At 58.3% G+C, this 14,257-nt stretch carries 17 protein-coding genes; 13 read left to right on the forward strand and 4 right to left on the reverse strand.

Annotated elements, in window-relative coordinates:
• Complete coding sequence (dnaA, locus tag FIU93_RS00005; protein WP_152504519.1) at nt 1-1,464, forward strand: chromosomal replication initiator protein DnaA; 1,464 nt, start codon at nt 1-3, stop codon at nt 1,462-1,464.
• A gap of 418 nt (nt 1,465-1,882) precedes the next feature.
• On the forward strand, nt 1,883-2,314 hold the full coding sequence (locus FIU93_RS00010; protein ID WP_023001881.1) for a glyoxalase superfamily protein: 432 nt from the start codon (nt 1,883-1,885) through the stop codon (nt 2,312-2,314).
• Between the two features lie 107 nt (nt 2,315-2,421).
• On the opposite strand, the gene FIU93_RS00015 is transcribed toward FIU93_RS00010, so the two are convergent.
• Nucleotides 2,422-3,297, reverse strand: a complete 876-nt coding sequence (locus FIU93_RS00015) for a methyltransferase (RefSeq protein ID WP_152504520.1) — start codon at nt 3,295-3,297, stop codon at nt 2,422-2,424.
• 78 nt (nt 3,298-3,375) lie between these two features.
• Nucleotides 3,376-4,134, reverse strand: coding sequence for an SOS response-associated peptidase (locus tag FIU93_RS00020; RefSeq protein WP_152504521.1), 759 nt, complete (start codon nt 4,132-4,134; stop codon nt 3,376-3,378).
• A 114-nt stretch (nt 4,135-4,248) separates the two neighbouring features.
• Between FIU93_RS00020 and FIU93_RS00025 the strand changes: the two genes are divergently transcribed.
• The 4 genes from FIU93_RS00025 (at nt 4,249) to FIU93_RS00040 (ending at nt 6,202) form a co-directional block, all read left to right on the forward strand.
• Nucleotides 4,249-4,761 carry a hypothetical protein gene (locus FIU93_RS00025; protein WP_031269690.1) on the forward strand — a complete coding sequence of 171 codons (513 nt, stop codon included), beginning with the start codon at nt 4,249-4,251 and terminating at the stop codon, nt 4,759-4,761.
• A gap of 59 nt (nt 4,762-4,820) precedes the next feature.
• The gene (locus tag FIU93_RS00030; protein WP_152504522.1) at nt 4,821-5,267 is read left to right on the forward strand and encodes an NUDIX hydrolase; all 447 of its coding nucleotides are present in this window, start codon (nt 4,821-4,823) and stop codon (nt 5,265-5,267) included.
• A gap of 60 nt (nt 5,268-5,327) precedes the next feature.
• Nucleotides 5,328-5,738 (forward strand): TIGR02301 family protein, encoded by a 411-nt coding sequence (locus FIU93_RS00035; RefSeq protein ID WP_077290665.1) that lies wholly within the window; start codon nt 5,328-5,330, stop codon nt 5,736-5,738.
• Between the two features lie 191 nt (nt 5,739-5,929).
• Entirely contained in the window at nt 5,930-6,202 is a 273-nt protein-coding gene (locus FIU93_RS00040) for a hypothetical protein (protein ID WP_006933467.1), read from the forward strand.
• Nucleotides 6,203-6,282: 80 nt separating this feature from the next.
• Here the strand turns inward: FIU93_RS00040 and FIU93_RS00045 are convergent, their stop codons facing one another.
• A complete protein-coding gene (locus FIU93_RS00045; protein WP_023001887.1) occupies nt 6,283-6,936 on the reverse strand; it encodes a LysE family transporter in 654 nt (217 codons plus the stop codon).
• Between the two features lie 211 nt (nt 6,937-7,147).
• Here FIU93_RS00045 and FIU93_RS00050 point away from each other — a divergent pair, with 211 nt between their 5' ends.
• On the forward strand, nt 7,148-7,837 hold the full coding sequence (locus FIU93_RS00050) for a hypothetical protein (protein ID WP_152504523.1): 690 nt from the start codon (nt 7,148-7,150) through the stop codon (nt 7,835-7,837).
• Nucleotides 7,838-8,019: 182 nt separating this feature from the next.
• A complete protein-coding gene (locus FIU93_RS00055; RefSeq protein ID WP_077290667.1) occupies nt 8,020-8,232 on the forward strand; it encodes a hypothetical protein in 213 nt (70 codons plus the stop codon).
• A 92-nt stretch (nt 8,233-8,324) separates the two neighbouring features.
• On the opposite strand, the gene FIU93_RS00060 is transcribed toward FIU93_RS00055, so the two are convergent.
• Complete coding sequence (locus FIU93_RS00060; RefSeq protein WP_152504524.1) at nt 8,325-10,130, reverse strand: tetratricopeptide repeat protein; 1,806 nt, start codon at nt 10,128-10,130, stop codon at nt 8,325-8,327.
• Nucleotides 10,131-10,346: 216 nt separating this feature from the next.
• On the opposite strand from FIU93_RS00060, the gene FIU93_RS00065 reads away from it, so the two are divergent.
• From FIU93_RS00065 to FIU93_RS00085, 5 genes are all read left to right on the forward strand, one after another.
• Entirely contained in the window at nt 10,347-10,625 is a 279-nt protein-coding gene (locus FIU93_RS00065) for a hypothetical protein (RefSeq protein ID WP_152504525.1), read from the forward strand.
• A gap of 41 nt (nt 10,626-10,666) precedes the next feature.
• Complete coding sequence (locus FIU93_RS00070) at nt 10,667-12,274, forward strand: arylsulfatase (RefSeq protein ID WP_082809831.1); 1,608 nt, start codon at nt 10,667-10,669, stop codon at nt 12,272-12,274.
• Between the two features lie 110 nt (nt 12,275-12,384).
• The gene (locus tag FIU93_RS00075; protein WP_152507457.1) at nt 12,385-13,353 is read left to right on the forward strand and encodes an HAD family hydrolase; all 969 of its coding nucleotides are present in this window, start codon (nt 12,385-12,387) and stop codon (nt 13,351-13,353) included.
• Nucleotides 13,354-13,460: 107 nt separating this feature from the next.
• Nucleotides 13,461-13,814: a hypothetical protein gene (locus tag FIU93_RS00080; protein WP_145915829.1), complete on the forward strand. Its 354-nt coding sequence runs from the start codon at nt 13,461-13,463 to the stop codon at nt 13,812-13,814.
• Nucleotides 13,811-14,179, forward strand: coding sequence for a hypothetical protein (locus FIU93_RS00085; protein WP_152504526.1), 369 nt, complete (start codon nt 13,811-13,813; stop codon nt 14,177-14,179). Before FIU93_RS00080 ends, FIU93_RS00085 begins: the two co-directional genes overlap by 4 nt.
• Nucleotides 14,180-14,257: the final 78 nt, after the last annotated feature.

The raw sequence follows: 14,257 nt of genomic DNA on the forward strand, positions 1-14,257 counted from the left end.
ATGCAGGTTCAGAACTTAGCTGGTTCGGATCAATGGGATCGTGTGAAAAAGGAACTGAGAAACGAGCTCGGTGACGATGTATTTTCCAACTGGTTCGGCAGAGTAAACCACGAAGAAACCACGGGCGATGCAGTCCGCCTGTCGGTGCCCACCCGCTTCCTGAAAAACTGGATCCAGAACAACTACGAGAAGCAGCTCGTTGGGCTCTGGAAACGTGAGCAGGACGATATCAACCGTATCGAGCTGACCGTTCGCGGTGCTCTGCGTCCTCGTCAACTCAATGTCGGCCTTGCCCCCAAGGCGATCTCCGCCCGGCGGATCAGCGGCCGTCCCGGCCCCTTCAGCAGCACGCCTCAATTCGGCGCGGCCCATGGCATGTCGGTCATTCCGTGCCTTGCGGACAGCAACGAGGATGCGGCGGCGGATTTCCTGAACGGTGCGTCTCTCAATCCAAAGCTGACCTTCGACACCTTTGCCGAAGGCGCCTCGAACAGCCTTGCCTGTGCCGCCGTGCGCCAGATGGCTGCCGGCCACCAGGGCACACTGGACCTGCTCTATATCCATTCGTCCACCGGCATCGGCAAGACCCACCTGCTGCAGGCAGCGGCGGCCGAAGCTCGCAAGACGGGACGGCAGGTTGCCTATCTGTCGGCCGAATTCTTCATGTACCACCTGGTGCCTGCTCTCAGAACGCCGGCCTTCCCGGTGCTGCGCCAGGCAATGCGCTCCATCGACCTGCTCCTGGTTGACGATCTCCAGTTCCTGCATGGCAAGCAGGCCGCGGACGAGTTCAGCAAGACGCTGGAACTGCTCATGGAGTCGCCGACCCAGATCATCATGGCAGCCGACCGCTCGCCTGAAGACCTCGATACGCTTGGCGATGCGCTGCGCTACCGGATCCAGAAAGGTGAAGTCGTCGGCATCCAGTCAACCGATTATGCGCTGCGCCACGATATCCTGAAGAAGCGGATCACCGCGGCGCGTCGCACTCATCCGGGCTTCTCCGTTCCCGAAGATGTCGCCGACTACATTGCCCGCTACGTGATCGCTTCGGCCCGCGACCTGGAAGGCGCTCTCAATCGCCTGTTCGCTCACAACCAGCTGACGAAACAGCCGGTGACGATAGACCTGGCGGAAAAGACCCTGCACGACCTGGTGCGGATCGGCGAGCCGCGCTCCATCAAGGTGGAAGAGATCCAGCAGGTGGTGTGCAAGCATTTCAGCGTTACCAAGGCGGACCTCCTGTCGTCGTGCCGGGCGCGTACATTGGTCCGTCCGCGCCAGATCGCGATGTATATCGCCAAGGTGATGACCGGACGCTCGCTGCCGGAAATCGGCCGGCGGTTCGGCAACCGTGATCACACCACCGTGTTGCATGCGGTCCGCAAGATCGAGGACATGGTGTCCAAGGACAAGGCCCTTGCACAGGAAGTCGAACTCCTGAAGCGGCTGGTCCACGCCTGATCTGTTTCCGGGGACACCCCTCCCTCGGAAAACCTGCGGCGGCGGGCTTGCCCGTCTCCGCGATTGCCCTGCCCCCAATTCAGGGCAATCACCCTTCTGCGTCCGACGGGGCGCGGTCGAACTCAGGCGGTAAGAACCGCCGGGTGTTTCATCTTAACCTCCCTCTCCTTGAAGCCGCGCCAGCGGCTTTCTTTTTGCCGCGTTGACAGAGCTGGAGCCGGGGCGTATGCCTTGCGCCGGTTTGAGGGAACCGGCCGCCCGCAGGCTTCGGCCATGGTGAATTCCCTTGCGCAAGACATCTTGCAGCTTTGATCGACCTTCACGAGACAGTGCAGGCTGATGGCAACGCGGGCCCCATGACGGGTCGCCGCCAATTGGCGAACACCTTACCGCCTGCCTTTCTTGGAAAGGTAATCCCATGACGCTGCCCAGCGTTGCCAATCTCAAAGCACAGGCCAAGCGCCTGCGCGCCGCGCTAGCTGCCAAGGGGCAGGATATCTCCCACAGCCAGGCGCTCGAACTCCTGTCCGCCCAGTACGGCTTCAAGGACTGGAACACCGTATCCGCGACAGCCGCCAGACCAAACCAGATGCAGTTTGCCGTCGGCAACCGTGTCTCGGGCACCTACATGAAGCAGCCTTTCGAAGGAGAGGTGCTGTCGCTGACACGGGTTGGTCCGGCAGGCCAATACCGGGTGACCATCAAGTTCGACACGCCCGTGGATGTGGTCACCTTCGACAGTTTTTCTGCTTTTCGCAGCCGGGTTGTCGTTCTGATCAACGGTGACGGTGTCGCCGTCAAGCGAACGTCCGACGGTGAACCCTATCTGCGCATGCAAAGGGCCGACTGACGGAAAGGCAATAGTCTGCCGTGCCATCGGCCACGATGGAACGGCAGATGATCCTTGGCCTTTCCGTTGAATATCGAACCGGAGAGATGCTCTTCAGCGCATGGGCTCTAGCGCAGCCGCGCAATCACAAGGTGCCCGGGGACAGGGTCTCCGTCCTCGAGACGAACGGTGATGGGGTCCATCGCGAGAATGTCGAAGCCAGCCGCATCCAGAGATGAGCGAATATAGCCTTCCCCTTGCGCAAACCGGCTTTTCGGCCCGACCATGTAGGGACGCCCTTCAAGTGCTTCTTCAGACAGGGTTTCGGTGGAGAAAGCCAGGTAACCGCGTGGTTTCAGACGGTCAACTGCACCGGCAAGAAATGGTTCAACCGCCCCCAGATAGGGAAACACGTCGGTTGCCGCAATCATGTCCCAGCCGGGACGAGAGCCATCGTCTTCCTCGAACTCCTCAAGGAATGCGACGGCCTCGCCCACATAAAGGTCGTCATAGACTTCCCGGTCATAGGCAAGTTCAACGATCCGCTCAGAGAGATCGACGCCGGTCCGGTGGCCCGTGCAATCGGCAAGAGCCATACCTGTAAGACCCGTGCCGCAGCCGAGGTCGAGCAATCGATCGAATGGGCCAATCTCGAGCTTCTGGACGAGATCGCGAACCAGCAGAGGCACGCAGTAACCGAGCTCATCGACCAGAATGTCGTCAAACACATCTGCGTGCTGATCGAATAGGGTCGCGACATAGGCATCAGGCATTTTCTGGGGGGCGGCTTCCGCGCCGATTGCCGCCAGACGAATGCTGACGCCGCCCGGGTCGTCCGGATCCAGCGCAAGGGCTTCGCGATAGGCCTGCGCGGCACCTGCCAGATCGCCCGATTTCTGCAGGGCGAGACCTCGATTATAGGCTTCGGCCAACGCTTCGTTCTCCGATGCGTCGTCTTCCAAGGCCTCGTCTAGCTCAAATTCAGGCGTGTCGTCGTTGCTCATGATCCATCCTTGCGGCTGAGCCCCTGCCCTACAGCCATGAGCAGACTTTTGCACGGCAATTCTGATGCCTGCGACGGTTCAGAACAGATCGAGCTGGTTCTTGTCCTCCTGCGATTTCTCCGTGGCTGACGGCTTGGCAACCTTTTTCAAGGGCACCGACATTTCTTCCGGCGATATCTCGCGCTGCACATCAGCATCGTCATTGACCACCTTGTTCACCCGGTTGGAAACCGGCGTCGCGACCAGAAAATCGTCTTCTACCGGCTGCAGCAGCTTTTCGGCTTCACGCCTGTCGACGTTGGCAACATCCAGCCACGTTCCGAAATCTTCCCGTTTCAGGATCACCGGCATCCGGTGATGGATCGCAGACATCATCCGGTTGGACTGGATCGTCAGGATTGCACCCGTGTCGATGTCACCACCATCGGGATCCGACCAGGTTTCCCAAAGGCCGGCAAAGCCCATGACGTCGCCCTTCGCCGGACGGATCCAGAAAGGCTGCTTGCCTTCCGGCGTGCGACGCCACTCGTAAAAGCCGGACGCCGGCACGAGGCACCTGTGATGACGCATGGCATTGCGGAACGACGGTTTTTGCGACGCTGTTTCCGCCCGGGCATTGATCAGAAGCGTGAAGCTTGCCGGGTCCTTGACCCAGGGCGGCATCAAGCCCCAACGCACAAGATGAAAGCGGCGTGTGCCGTCGAGCGTCTGCCGCACAATGGCCAGCGGCTGGGTTGGCGCAATGTTGTATCGCGGCGGAAAATTGGGCTGATCGACATAGTCGAAGAAGCTGCGCACAGCGTCCGGTGGTGTCGTCAGAGCCAGGCGGCCGCACATCGTTTTTCTCCGGTTGGGGCCCCTGAAGCGGGGCAAACAGGGTTCCGCCAAGTTAGGCAATTGGAAATAAAAAAGAAGTACCGTAGGCCCCAAGTCAATAACAGGGGGACCGGTATGGAATGTTTGCATCCAGTTTTGGGCGCCGGGGAGCTGGCAGCCGAAAGGCTGGAACAGGCAAACATTAATCCCCAAACCGGTTTGGCGACCGATTATCTCAATCATTTCAATGAAGTCATGATGCTTCTGGAAATGCTGCCGGATATGCCGGATTGCGCCGAAGATGTTCTGGAGTGGGAGCCGCTGGACTATGAGGGCCACTTCGAGAACTCGAGTTTCAAGGACAAGAACCTGGCCATCATGGCCTATCATGCCGCCCCTAACTTCTTGCGCGAACACCTGGAAAAACAGGTTGCGGGCATAAACAGGCTCGTGGGCAAGATTCAGGACCAGCTGCGCGAGACACCGGATCCCGCAATGATTGCGACTGACATTGCCGACCGGGCCACGAACGAAATCAAGCCGCTGATAGCCGTTGCCGGCGCCGTCATCCACGGCCATGTGGAACCCGAAGCGACGCAGCACGAAGGCGAAGGCGCACAGGCGGAAATCGACGCTCTGTTCGCATAACGCCTTGGGGCTTATTGTGCCCGGGCAGAATCAGCCGTCTTTCCGTCCGCCGAGGTTCCATGTCCAGGTTTTATCCGGAAGCGCCACGCGCCAGTGTCAGTGTCCTGTGCCATCGTGATGGCCGTGCCCTGCTGGTGAAGCGCGGCAGGCCTCCTTTCAAGGATCACTGGAGTTTGCCTGGTGGAGTGATCGAGCTTGGGGAGACCCTTCAGGAAGCGGCCGCGCGTGAACTGCTGGAGGAAACCGGTGTCACTGCCGCGATCAGCGAGCCTGTCGAGACCTTCGATTCCATCCAGAGAGATGATGACGGCCGTGTCGTCACTCACTTCATCCTGACTGTCTTTTGTGGACCTTATGTATCGGGAACTGCAGTTGCCGCCGATGATGCCGCGGCGCTCGAGTGGGTCGGCCTGGAAGATCTCGACGGGCTGTTGACCACACCCGGTACGCCGGACCGCATTCGGCGGCACCTGGCTATCCCTTCAGCCGAGCAACCAGACCTCTAATCTTTGGATCAACTTGCCATAGTGCTTGCGGTGCGGCGCCGGGTTCAGCATGATCCGCCCATGATCAAACGCCGAATGCACGTTTTCCTGTCCCGGACTGCTGTTGTTCTGGCCCTTGCGGCCATGTGCCCGGTGCAGGTTGTATCGGCGCAGGAAACCGCGATCGACGCGCCCCCTTACGAACAGCAACTCATGCGTCTGTCGGAGATATTCGGAGCGCTGCATTTCCTGCGACCGCTGTGCAAGGAAAGCGATAACCCGAGCTGGCGTGACCGCATGGAAGATTTCCTGGACGCTGAAACGCTGGACGAGAATCGCCGCCGAAGGTTCATTGAGCGATTTAACCAGGGTTATCGTGGTTTCTCAGTTGCTTACCGAGAGTGCACAGAGGCTGCCCGTCTCGCAATGGGACAGTACTTGAGCGAAGGCGAGGTCATCATCAGCGACGTCACCAGTCGCTATGGTCGGTAATTTTCGCAGAAATCTTCAAATCGTTACGAGTTGGTTAACCTTTTGAATCAAATTTGTGGGTGGCCGTTAAGTTTGCGTTCACGGTTACTTATCAGCGCGGTTCGCCGTGCTAGGATCATTACTCAAGATTCGGGGCAGGAACACGCGGGAGTTGTCCCTCTTGCGTTCGGGAAGGACCGGTAAGGAAGCGAATGATAAACGACGATTACGCCGACGCGGCAATGGAAGCCGAATTTGCTGAAGACGAAGACATCAGACGTGCTGCACTCGGCTTCATTTCCGACGCCTGGGCCGAAGCCATCGCCAATGGTGTAGATGCGGACGCCGTCGCTCACGCGGCGATGTTCACTGCACTTGCGGATCTGGTTGCTGCCTATGGTGAAGATGCCGTGGCCAAATTGGCTGAAGGCCTGCCGGACCGCATCCTGCAGGGCGACTACACCGTGAACCGCGTACTTCAGTAAAACGCACGCTCACGACACGCATTCTGAAGAGGCCGGTCGCCCGGCCTTTTTGATTCAGGTGTATTTACGCCAGGCCCGTGCTACGTGATCAGCCCAACGCCTGCCGCTTCGAGCGCCAGCTTGAGATAGATCAGCGCGCCGAACACGACCAGCAGAAATCCGGCAATATGGTTGGCACGATCCAGCCAGAGATCGTCGATACGCGACTTGAAGTGTGAAACGGACGCCGAGACCAGCACCCACCAGGTGGTCGCCCCTGCCGTGACACCGGCAACCATCACCAATGCGCCGAAATGATCCCCCGTCTGGGGGCGATAGTCTCCGAGACCACCAAATATCGCCACGAAGGCGAGCACTGCACCCGGATTGGTGATCGCCATGAAAAAGGCTGCGGTGGCATCGGCCAAAAATCCATGTTCTCTCGGATTGCCGTTCCGGGTCAGATGCGGATGGGTGTTCCAGATCTTGATGCCGAAAATGATCAGCAGAGCTCCGCCGACGATCTCGATGAGGTCGAACTGGCCTTCGATGAAATTGGTGACCGCGGAGATGCCGAAAATCGCAGCAGCCGCAAAGATGGTGTCGGCAACGACAGCCCCCAGCCCCACGAAGACACCCTGTCGAAACCCGCCATGCACGGCGTGTTGAATGGCCATGATGTTTACAGGACCAACCGGGGCTGTTGTGATAATGCCAACAAAAAACCCGATCAGCGCATATTCGAAAAACGACACGGCCGGTCCTTTTCTAGACCCTTGATATTACTTTTAAAGCGAACGGACCTCTCGATAGCGGCCCCGCGGCGTCGTGACAAGACAAGAGGAAATTCCAGTCCCGATGTTTTCAGTCTCGCATGAATTGTTTAAGGAAAGGCGCGGGGCGATGCCTGCTTGTGCCAGTGTTATACGACGGGGACCGGCAGGTGCGGATAAACGAGGAACTTTCATGAGTCGGATTTATCAGGCTGCGGTTATTGCCGCCGGTCTTCTGGCGGGCACAGCGCTCGCAGCCCCGGGTTTCGCCAAGACTGTCCAGGTGGAAACAATTCCGGTTGCGCCGTCCGAGCCTGAAAATGCACCCGCAATTCCGGCGGAAGATCTCGCAGCGCCCGAAGCTGGAGAGCCGGCAGCCGCAGAAGGTTCCAAAGCACCTGCGCCGGCCAGCGCCGAGTTGCCTCAGGTGCTCTACAGCACGTCCTATCTGCCGAAGCCTGTGCAGCGCATGCAGGCCCAGCTGAAGGAAGCAGCGCTTTCGGGCAACATGGAACGGCTGCGCATGGTGTTCGAAAGCAACGAACTGCCGCCTACGGTCTCTTTCGGGCAAATCGACGACCCGATAGACTTTCTGAAGGAAATCTCCGGTGACGGCGAAGGCTTCGAGATCCTGGCCATTCTCGCCGACATCATGGATGCAGGGTTCTTGCATGTAGATGCAGGTACACCCCAGGAAATGTATCTCTGGCCGTATTTTGCCCGTTACCCGCTTCACGATCTGACACCCGATCAGAAAGTGGAGTTGTTCCGGATCGTTACCGCAGGCGACTTTGCTGAAATGCAGGATTTCGGTGCCTGGACGTTTTATCGCGTCGGCATCGGTCCTGACGGCACGCTTCATTACTTCGTGGCCGGTGACTGACAAAAGCCCCCCTCAGAACGCAAACCACCAGATAAATCGGGCGCCTGTACCGATGGGGCTATTGCAGCAAAACAAAAAATCGTGACAATCAATACGAGCGCAAGAAGTTCATTACGCGAAAAGCACGTACTTGCGCCCCGCCTTCCAACTCCCGCCATCTGCGGCGCATGCGAGTGACCAATATGATTGTAAGATTTTTCTCTGCTGCCTTTCTGATTTCGCTTCTGGCCCTGGGCGGCTGCCAATCCAGCAACCAGTCCGGCGACGGCCTGGAGAACGGTAGCGCGGCGCCTCCGATCGGCGGCCTGAGTTCAGTAGACCAGGGCCCGGATGGCGACCCGGACGCTTGCGCAGGCGAAATGTCCGAAGGCACTTCGATGACACCGGGCTGCTAACCGCCCACAACTCGTTCAGAACACGCTTTCCGGAACGGCTGCCGCAAATAGCACAACCGTCCCGGAAAGCTTCCGGGCTGCTTCGCCGGACCTCACTGTCCGGCAGGGGCGGTCCATCCTGCTTCTTTCAGTCCTGCCATGAGGGAAGTAACAATCTGCTCGCTAGCCCGATGGGAGCGGAGGAAGGCACCTGGGTCACGGCTCAGGCCGGGAGAAACGTCGGCCATCTTTTCCAACGCAGCACGAGCCGCTTCCTTGTTGCCAAGTTTCGATTGGGCAACAGCGACAAGACACCAGCTCACTCCGGATCCGTCCAGAACGCCCTTCTTCGCCGCTGTCAGCATCTCGGCGTAGTGGCCGTTCAGCAGGTGGTTTATGGCAATCAGGTGGAAATACCAGCCGGGCGCGTTCCGCGTACGTTCGATCGCCTTTTCCAGATAGGGAATGCCTTCCTCGAACTTGCCCACAACGGACAGCCGCCAACCAAGTTGAGCCAGTGTGTCCGGATCGTTGGGATTTAGTTCGAGTGCCTTCTTGGCAAGCCTTTCCCCTTCCTCGACGTTTCCCATGTAGTGATTGATCGATGACAGCGCCTTGAGCGCCAAAATGTTGTTGCCATCAAGGCTCAGGGCATGTGACGCGGCGTCCAAGGCGCGGTCGAAGGCAAGTTCCTTGTTTCCGTCTGCTGCCAGACCAAAGCGACCAGCATCCAGATAGATCCAACCCAGCATAGCCCAGGCTTCAACATAACCCGGGTCCCGTTTGACCGCACTATTCAGGCACGCCTCGACTGTTGCATGCAGTTGCCTTGAAAAGTTCCTCCGATACACGTAGCCGCGCAGTACGCATTCGAAACTGTCGTTGCTCGGTTCACTTCCAACGGACAGGTTACCTGCGAGTTCCGACTTGATAACACCGTAGGGCTGACCAGCGACGGTAGCGATTTCCGAGGCGATGCTTTTTTCGATTTCCAGCAGAGTCGTCCGGCTGCGCATACGATCATAGCTGCCCGACCAGAGCACCCGCTTGCTGGGGCTGTGCACCAGCTTCGCACTGACACGGACAACCCCGTCTTCCGACCCGACAGATCCGGTAATCAGGAAAGAGACGTTTTCCTGCCGGCCGATTTCAACCGGATCAAAGGTTTCGGCTGTCTTGGTTCCGACGGGGGGCCAGAAAATACGGAAGTCCGGAAACCGGCTTAGGGCAGTCATGATCTGCTCGGCAATACCCGCCGCCAATATCTGTTGTTCCGGATTAGCCGAGGTAACGCTGAATGGAAGAACCATCACGGAAGGTTTCGAAGTCTCGAGACGCTCCTGCTTTGGGGCCACGAGGTACATCACGAAAGCGGCTCCGAGCACCAGGAGTGCGAACAGCACAGCGCCCAAAGCAACCAGCCATGGCAGCCTGGGTGAGGTTCGTGCAGGTCTTGGCGACGCATTGACCTCTTCCGGCACATGAGTATCTGCCTTCTCATCGTTGCCGGTGGTCGAGCCGTCCCGTGCAGTCACACTGGCCAGATTGTCATGAAACTTCGGCGCATACTGGCCTTTGGGAATGGAAATGCGGATCGGATTCCGCGCGCCTTCGGCGATGTAGTAACTGTCCAGATCATGCCGCAGTCGGCGGGCCTCCAGACGAACGATCGGGTCTGATTGCGGGTCAAAGTTCTCGTCACGACCGAAGACGGCCAACCCGATAACGTAGCCCTTCAGCGTGTCCGCGCGCCCGGCCAACGCTTCCTCTATCAGGAATGTCAACATGGCGCGGCGCTTGGGCGTTGCGTGAAAATGATCGCTTTGCAGGACGCGGGATAGTTCCTCCCGAACGCGGGCCGGGCAATCGAACTCCTCCACATCTCCCGCTGCAACTATTTGTTGCCTGCCAGTCCGCATCTTTCCCCCTGAAAGTGCCGGAAAATAACTTTAACCGAACGATAGTCCAATGCCATGAGCTTTGTCATCTTTAACAAGTGACTTAACGCAAAAAGACGAACAACAGATTGCATCAGACTCCTGTTCGTACCTGTTCATACCTTGTAAGTGGCTTGAATCCCGTAGGTAATCTTGGTGGAATTTTCCTGGAGCCATCGACAACGGGGCAATGTCGTCATGCCGACAGCAGCTCTCATCATGCGTCGTTTCAACGTGGACGAACTTGCTGTCCGCCGCCTCTGCAACTCTCATCCTGCCTTCTTGTCACTGTGCGAGGACTACGCAACCGCATGTTGCGCCCTCGAACGCTGGCAGAACGATGAAGCAAAGGCTTCCGACTATCGCTCCGTGATTGAAGAACTTGAACGGGAAATTTCAAGCTTCCTGACCGGAAGCGCACCTATCGACGGGCCGTCATCGGCCTACTCCACGAATGGTCCAAAAAGGAGCCATTAGGTATGTTGACCAGAATAGTAACCGGACTGGCGGTCGCAGGCATGGCCTGCACAGCGCTGTCAGGTGTGGCCTTCGCGCAAGACGCGAAGAAACCCAACATCCTCTTCATTGTGTCGGACGACACCGGCTACGGTGACACTGGCCCGTATCTGGGCGGTGAAGCCCGCGGCATGCCGACGCCGAACATCGACAAGCTGGCTGACGACGGCATGATGTTCACGCATTTCTACGCCCAGCCCAGCTGCACGCCGGGACGTGCCGCCATGCAGACCGGACGTATTCCCAACCGCTCCGGCATGACAACGGTGGCCTTCCAGGGCCAGGGTGGCGGCCTTCCCGCTGCCGAGTGGACATTGGCGTCGGTTCTGAAGACCGGTGGCTACGACACCTATTTCACCGGCAAGTGGCACCTTGGTGAAGCGGACTACGCGCTGCCAAATGCCCAGGGCTATGACGTGATGAAATACGTCGGTCTTTACCACCTCAACGCCTACACCTATGCCGATCCGACCTGGTTCCCGGATATGCCGAAGGACCTGCGCGAAATGTTCGCGAAGGTCACAAAGGGGTCGCTCTCCGGCAAGGCCGGTGAAAAGCCGACAGAGGACTTCAAGATCAACGGCCAATACGTCGATACGCCGGACAAGGGTGTGGTCGGCATTCCCTATTTTGATGGCTACGTCGAAAAGGCGGGGCTCGAGTTCCTGGAAGAAGCTGCCAAGAAGCCGGACACGCCGTTCTTCATCAACGTCAACTTCATGAAGGTGCACCAGCCGAACATGCCGGCGCCGGAGTTCGAAGGAAAATCGATCTCCAAGACCAAATATGCAGACTCCGTCGTCGAACTGGACAGCCGCATCGGCAATCTGGTCAATAAGCTCGACGAGCTCGGTCTCTCCGACAATACGATCGTCTTCTGGACCACGGACAACGGCGCCTGGCAGGACGTTTATCCGGACGCCGGTTACACGCCGTTCCGCGGCACCAAAGGCACCGTGCGTGAAGGCGGCAACCGCGTTCCGGCAATCGTCCGCTGGCCCGGTCACGTCAAACCGGACACGAAAAGTGCTGCTGTTGTCGGCGGTCTCGACCTGATGGCCACTTTCGCTTCTGCCGCCGGAATTACGCTGCCGACCGAAGACCGTGAAGGCCAGCCGATCATGTTCGACAGCTACGACATGACACCTGTATGGGAAGGTTCCGGAGACTCCGGCCGCAAAGCGTGGTTCTATTTCACCGAGAACGAGCTTTCCCCTGGGGCAGCGCGTGTCGGCAACTACAAGGCCGTTTTCAACCTGCGCGGCGACGATGGCGCAACCACCGGCGGCTTGGCAGTCGACAGCAACCTTGGCTGGAAGGGTCCCGACAGCTATGTTGCTACTGTTCCGCAGGTGTTCAACCTGCTGGACGATCCGCAGGAGCGCTATGACATGTTCATGAACAACTTCACCGAACGCACCTGGTATTTGCCGGTGATCAACAACGAGGTGACGGAACTCATGAAGTCCTACGTCAAATATCCGCCGCGCAAGCTGCAGTCGGAAACCTATACAGGTCCGATCACGCTCAGCCAGTATCAGCGGTTCAAATATGTTCAGGAGGCTCTTGCCAAGGACGGCTTCTCGATCGGCCTGCCAACCGGCAACTGATCTTCGAAGTATATGAGTGTCCGCCCCGGCGACGTTCGGGGCGGACATCGCGTTGAACAACACGAATTTGGAAGGTTGCAGCTATGAAGGTCAAATTCCTCTTCGGCGCAATGGTCTCCGGCCTGTTGGGAGCAAGCGTCTGGATATCGGGTGCCCTTGCACAAACCGACCCGCTGCCATCGTGGAACGATGGCGCGAACAAGCAGGCGATCGTCGAATTCGTCGAAGCCGTAACGAGCGAAGGTGGCGCGGATTTCGTGGCACCGGGAGAGCGGATCGCAACCTTCGACAATGATGGCACCTTGTGGGTCGAGCATCCCATGTACACCCAGCTTGCTTTCGCGCTCGACCGGGTGAAGGCAATGGCACCGGACCACCCGGAATGGAAGACGACCCAGCCTTTCCAGGCCGTTCTTGAAAACGACATGGAAGCCCTCGGCAAGGCCGGTGAAAAGGGATTGATGGAGATCGTCGCAGCGACTCATGCCGGGATGAGCACGGATGAGTTCGAAAAGACGGTCACCGACTGGATCGCAACCGCCAAGCACCCGAAATTCGACAAGCCCTATACCGAGCTTGTCTATCAGCCGATGCTGGAACTTCTCGCCTATCTGCGTGCCAACGACTTCAAGACCTTCATCATCTCCGGTGGCGGCATCGAATTCATGCGCCCCTGGACAGAGAGCGTTTACGGGATACCAACCGAACAGGTGGTCGGCTCATCGATTGTCACTGAATACGAGGTCGTCGACGGCGTTCCCACCTTGATGCGGACACCCAAGATTGCCTTTGTCGACGACAAGGCTGGCAAGCCCGTCGGCATCCTGACCCACATAGGCAAACGCCCGTTGGCGGCCTTCGGCAATTCCGACGGCGATTATCAGATGCTGCAATATACGACTGCCGGTTCCGGCAAGCGCCTCGGCATGTTTGTCCATCATGATGATGCAGATAGAGAATATGCTTATGATCGTGATACCCATTTCGGGTCGCTGAACAAGGGGCTGGACGACGCCCCGAAGGAAGGTTGGCATATCATCAGCATGAAAGACGATTGGAAGCAGATCTTTCCGGAATAGATTAACCGGAAAAGACACATGAATTGAACAGCAACTGGAGTGCACCGCGCCCGGCTCGGAGACCTGAAGGGACAGACCGAGGGCGATGCAAGCTGCAAGGATAGATCATGAAAAGAATTTTTTGCCTCGCCCTCATGACAGGACTGGCATTTGCCGGCCCGGCGTTGGCGCACGATCCCCAAAAGATACAAAAACGCATGGAAGAGCGTATGCGGACACTCGGACTGGATGTCGGCAATGCCTACGCCTGCACGCCGGACGACCAGAAAAAGGCGTTCCGTGACCAGGCCCGCCACCTGTTTGTGCACGTCCTTTACGACCATGGTGAAGATGCCGCCTACGACTATGCGGCCTCCGTCGGTTTTGGCTCTGCTCGCGATCTGGAAAGCATCAACTGTGAAGAGCGGCTCGCCTATTGGGAAGACGTCAAGGAAACGCTGGAACTGGAGGAAAAGGAATGAGGCTTCGCACGATCAGACTTTTTGGTGTTGGCGCTGCCCTGCTCCTCGGCAGCAGCGGGATCGCAATGTCCCATGACGTTGTCCGCGGCGGATACCATGGCGGTTATCACGGTGGTTACCACGGGGGATATCACGGCGGGTATCATGGTGGCCACAACGTGGTCGTGGAAAACAACAGCAGCCATGGCTACTACGGCCGCCCCTATTATGGCCCGACTGGCGGCTACCTGGCCGGAGCGGCCGTTGGCGCAGCAACCGGTGCGCTGGTCGGATCTGCAATCGCCAGTTCGAACAGCGACAATGGTTGCCAGGTAACGGATGCTGCCGGCCAGAAACACGTCGTTCCCTGTTCAGACCTCGACTAGGCAACATCGAGACGAAGCCGTGCGGAGAAGCAGCCGGTAGGCAGCAGCTTCTCCGCATGGAGCCTGCACAAGCGCCAG

The organism is Labrenzia sp. THAF35 (genome assembly GCF_009363595.1).
GTDB lineage: Bacteria > Pseudomonadota > Alphaproteobacteria > Rhizobiales > Stappiaceae > Roseibium > Roseibium algicola.

Bases quoted from the DNA above. Each gene is read 5' to 3' on its own strand.
- dnaA (WP_152504519.1), top strand. From the start codon at position 1: ATGCAGGTTCAGAACTTAGCTGGTTCGGATCAATGGGATCGTGTGAAA.
- FIU93_RS00010 (WP_023001881.1), top strand. From the start codon at position 1,883: ATGACGCTGCCCAGCGTTGCCAATCTCAAAGCACAGGCCAAGCGCCTG.
- FIU93_RS00015 (WP_152504520.1), bottom strand. From the start codon at position 3,297: ATGAGCAACGACGACACGCCTGAATTTGAGCTAGACGAGGCCTTGGAA.
- FIU93_RS00020 (WP_152504521.1), bottom strand. From the start codon at position 4,134: ATGTGCGGCCGCCTGGCTCTGACGACACCACCGGACGCTGTGCGCAGC.
- FIU93_RS00025 (WP_031269690.1), top strand. From the start codon at position 4,249: ATGGAATGTTTGCATCCAGTTTTGGGCGCCGGGGAGCTGGCAGCCGAA.
- FIU93_RS00030 (WP_152504522.1), top strand. From the start codon at position 4,821: ATGTCCAGGTTTTATCCGGAAGCGCCACGCGCCAGTGTCAGTGTCCTG.
- FIU93_RS00035 (WP_077290665.1), top strand. From the start codon at position 5,328: ATGATCAAACGCCGAATGCACGTTTTCCTGTCCCGGACTGCTGTTGTT.
- FIU93_RS00040 (WP_006933467.1), top strand. From the start codon at position 5,930: ATGATAAACGACGATTACGCCGACGCGGCAATGGAAGCCGAATTTGCT.
- FIU93_RS00050 (WP_152504523.1), top strand. From the start codon at position 7,148: ATGAGTCGGATTTATCAGGCTGCGGTTATTGCCGCCGGTCTTCTGGCG.
- FIU93_RS00055 (WP_077290667.1), top strand. From the start codon at position 8,020: ATGATTGTAAGATTTTTCTCTGCTGCCTTTCTGATTTCGCTTCTGGCC.
- FIU93_RS00060 (WP_152504524.1), bottom strand. From the start codon at position 10,130: ATGCGGACTGGCAGGCAACAAATAGTTGCAGCGGGAGATGTGGAGGAG.
- FIU93_RS00065 (WP_152504525.1), top strand. From the start codon at position 10,347: ATGCCGACAGCAGCTCTCATCATGCGTCGTTTCAACGTGGACGAACTT.
- FIU93_RS00070 (WP_082809831.1), top strand. From the start codon at position 10,667: ATGGCCTGCACAGCGCTGTCAGGTGTGGCCTTCGCGCAAGACGCGAAG.
- FIU93_RS00075 (WP_152507457.1), top strand. From the start codon at position 12,385: ATGGTCTCCGGCCTGTTGGGAGCAAGCGTCTGGATATCGGGTGCCCTT.
- FIU93_RS00080 (WP_145915829.1), top strand. From the start codon at position 13,461: ATGAAAAGAATTTTTTGCCTCGCCCTCATGACAGGACTGGCATTTGCC.
- FIU93_RS00085 (WP_152504526.1), top strand. From the start codon at position 13,811: ATGAGGCTTCGCACGATCAGACTTTTTGGTGTTGGCGCTGCCCTGCTC.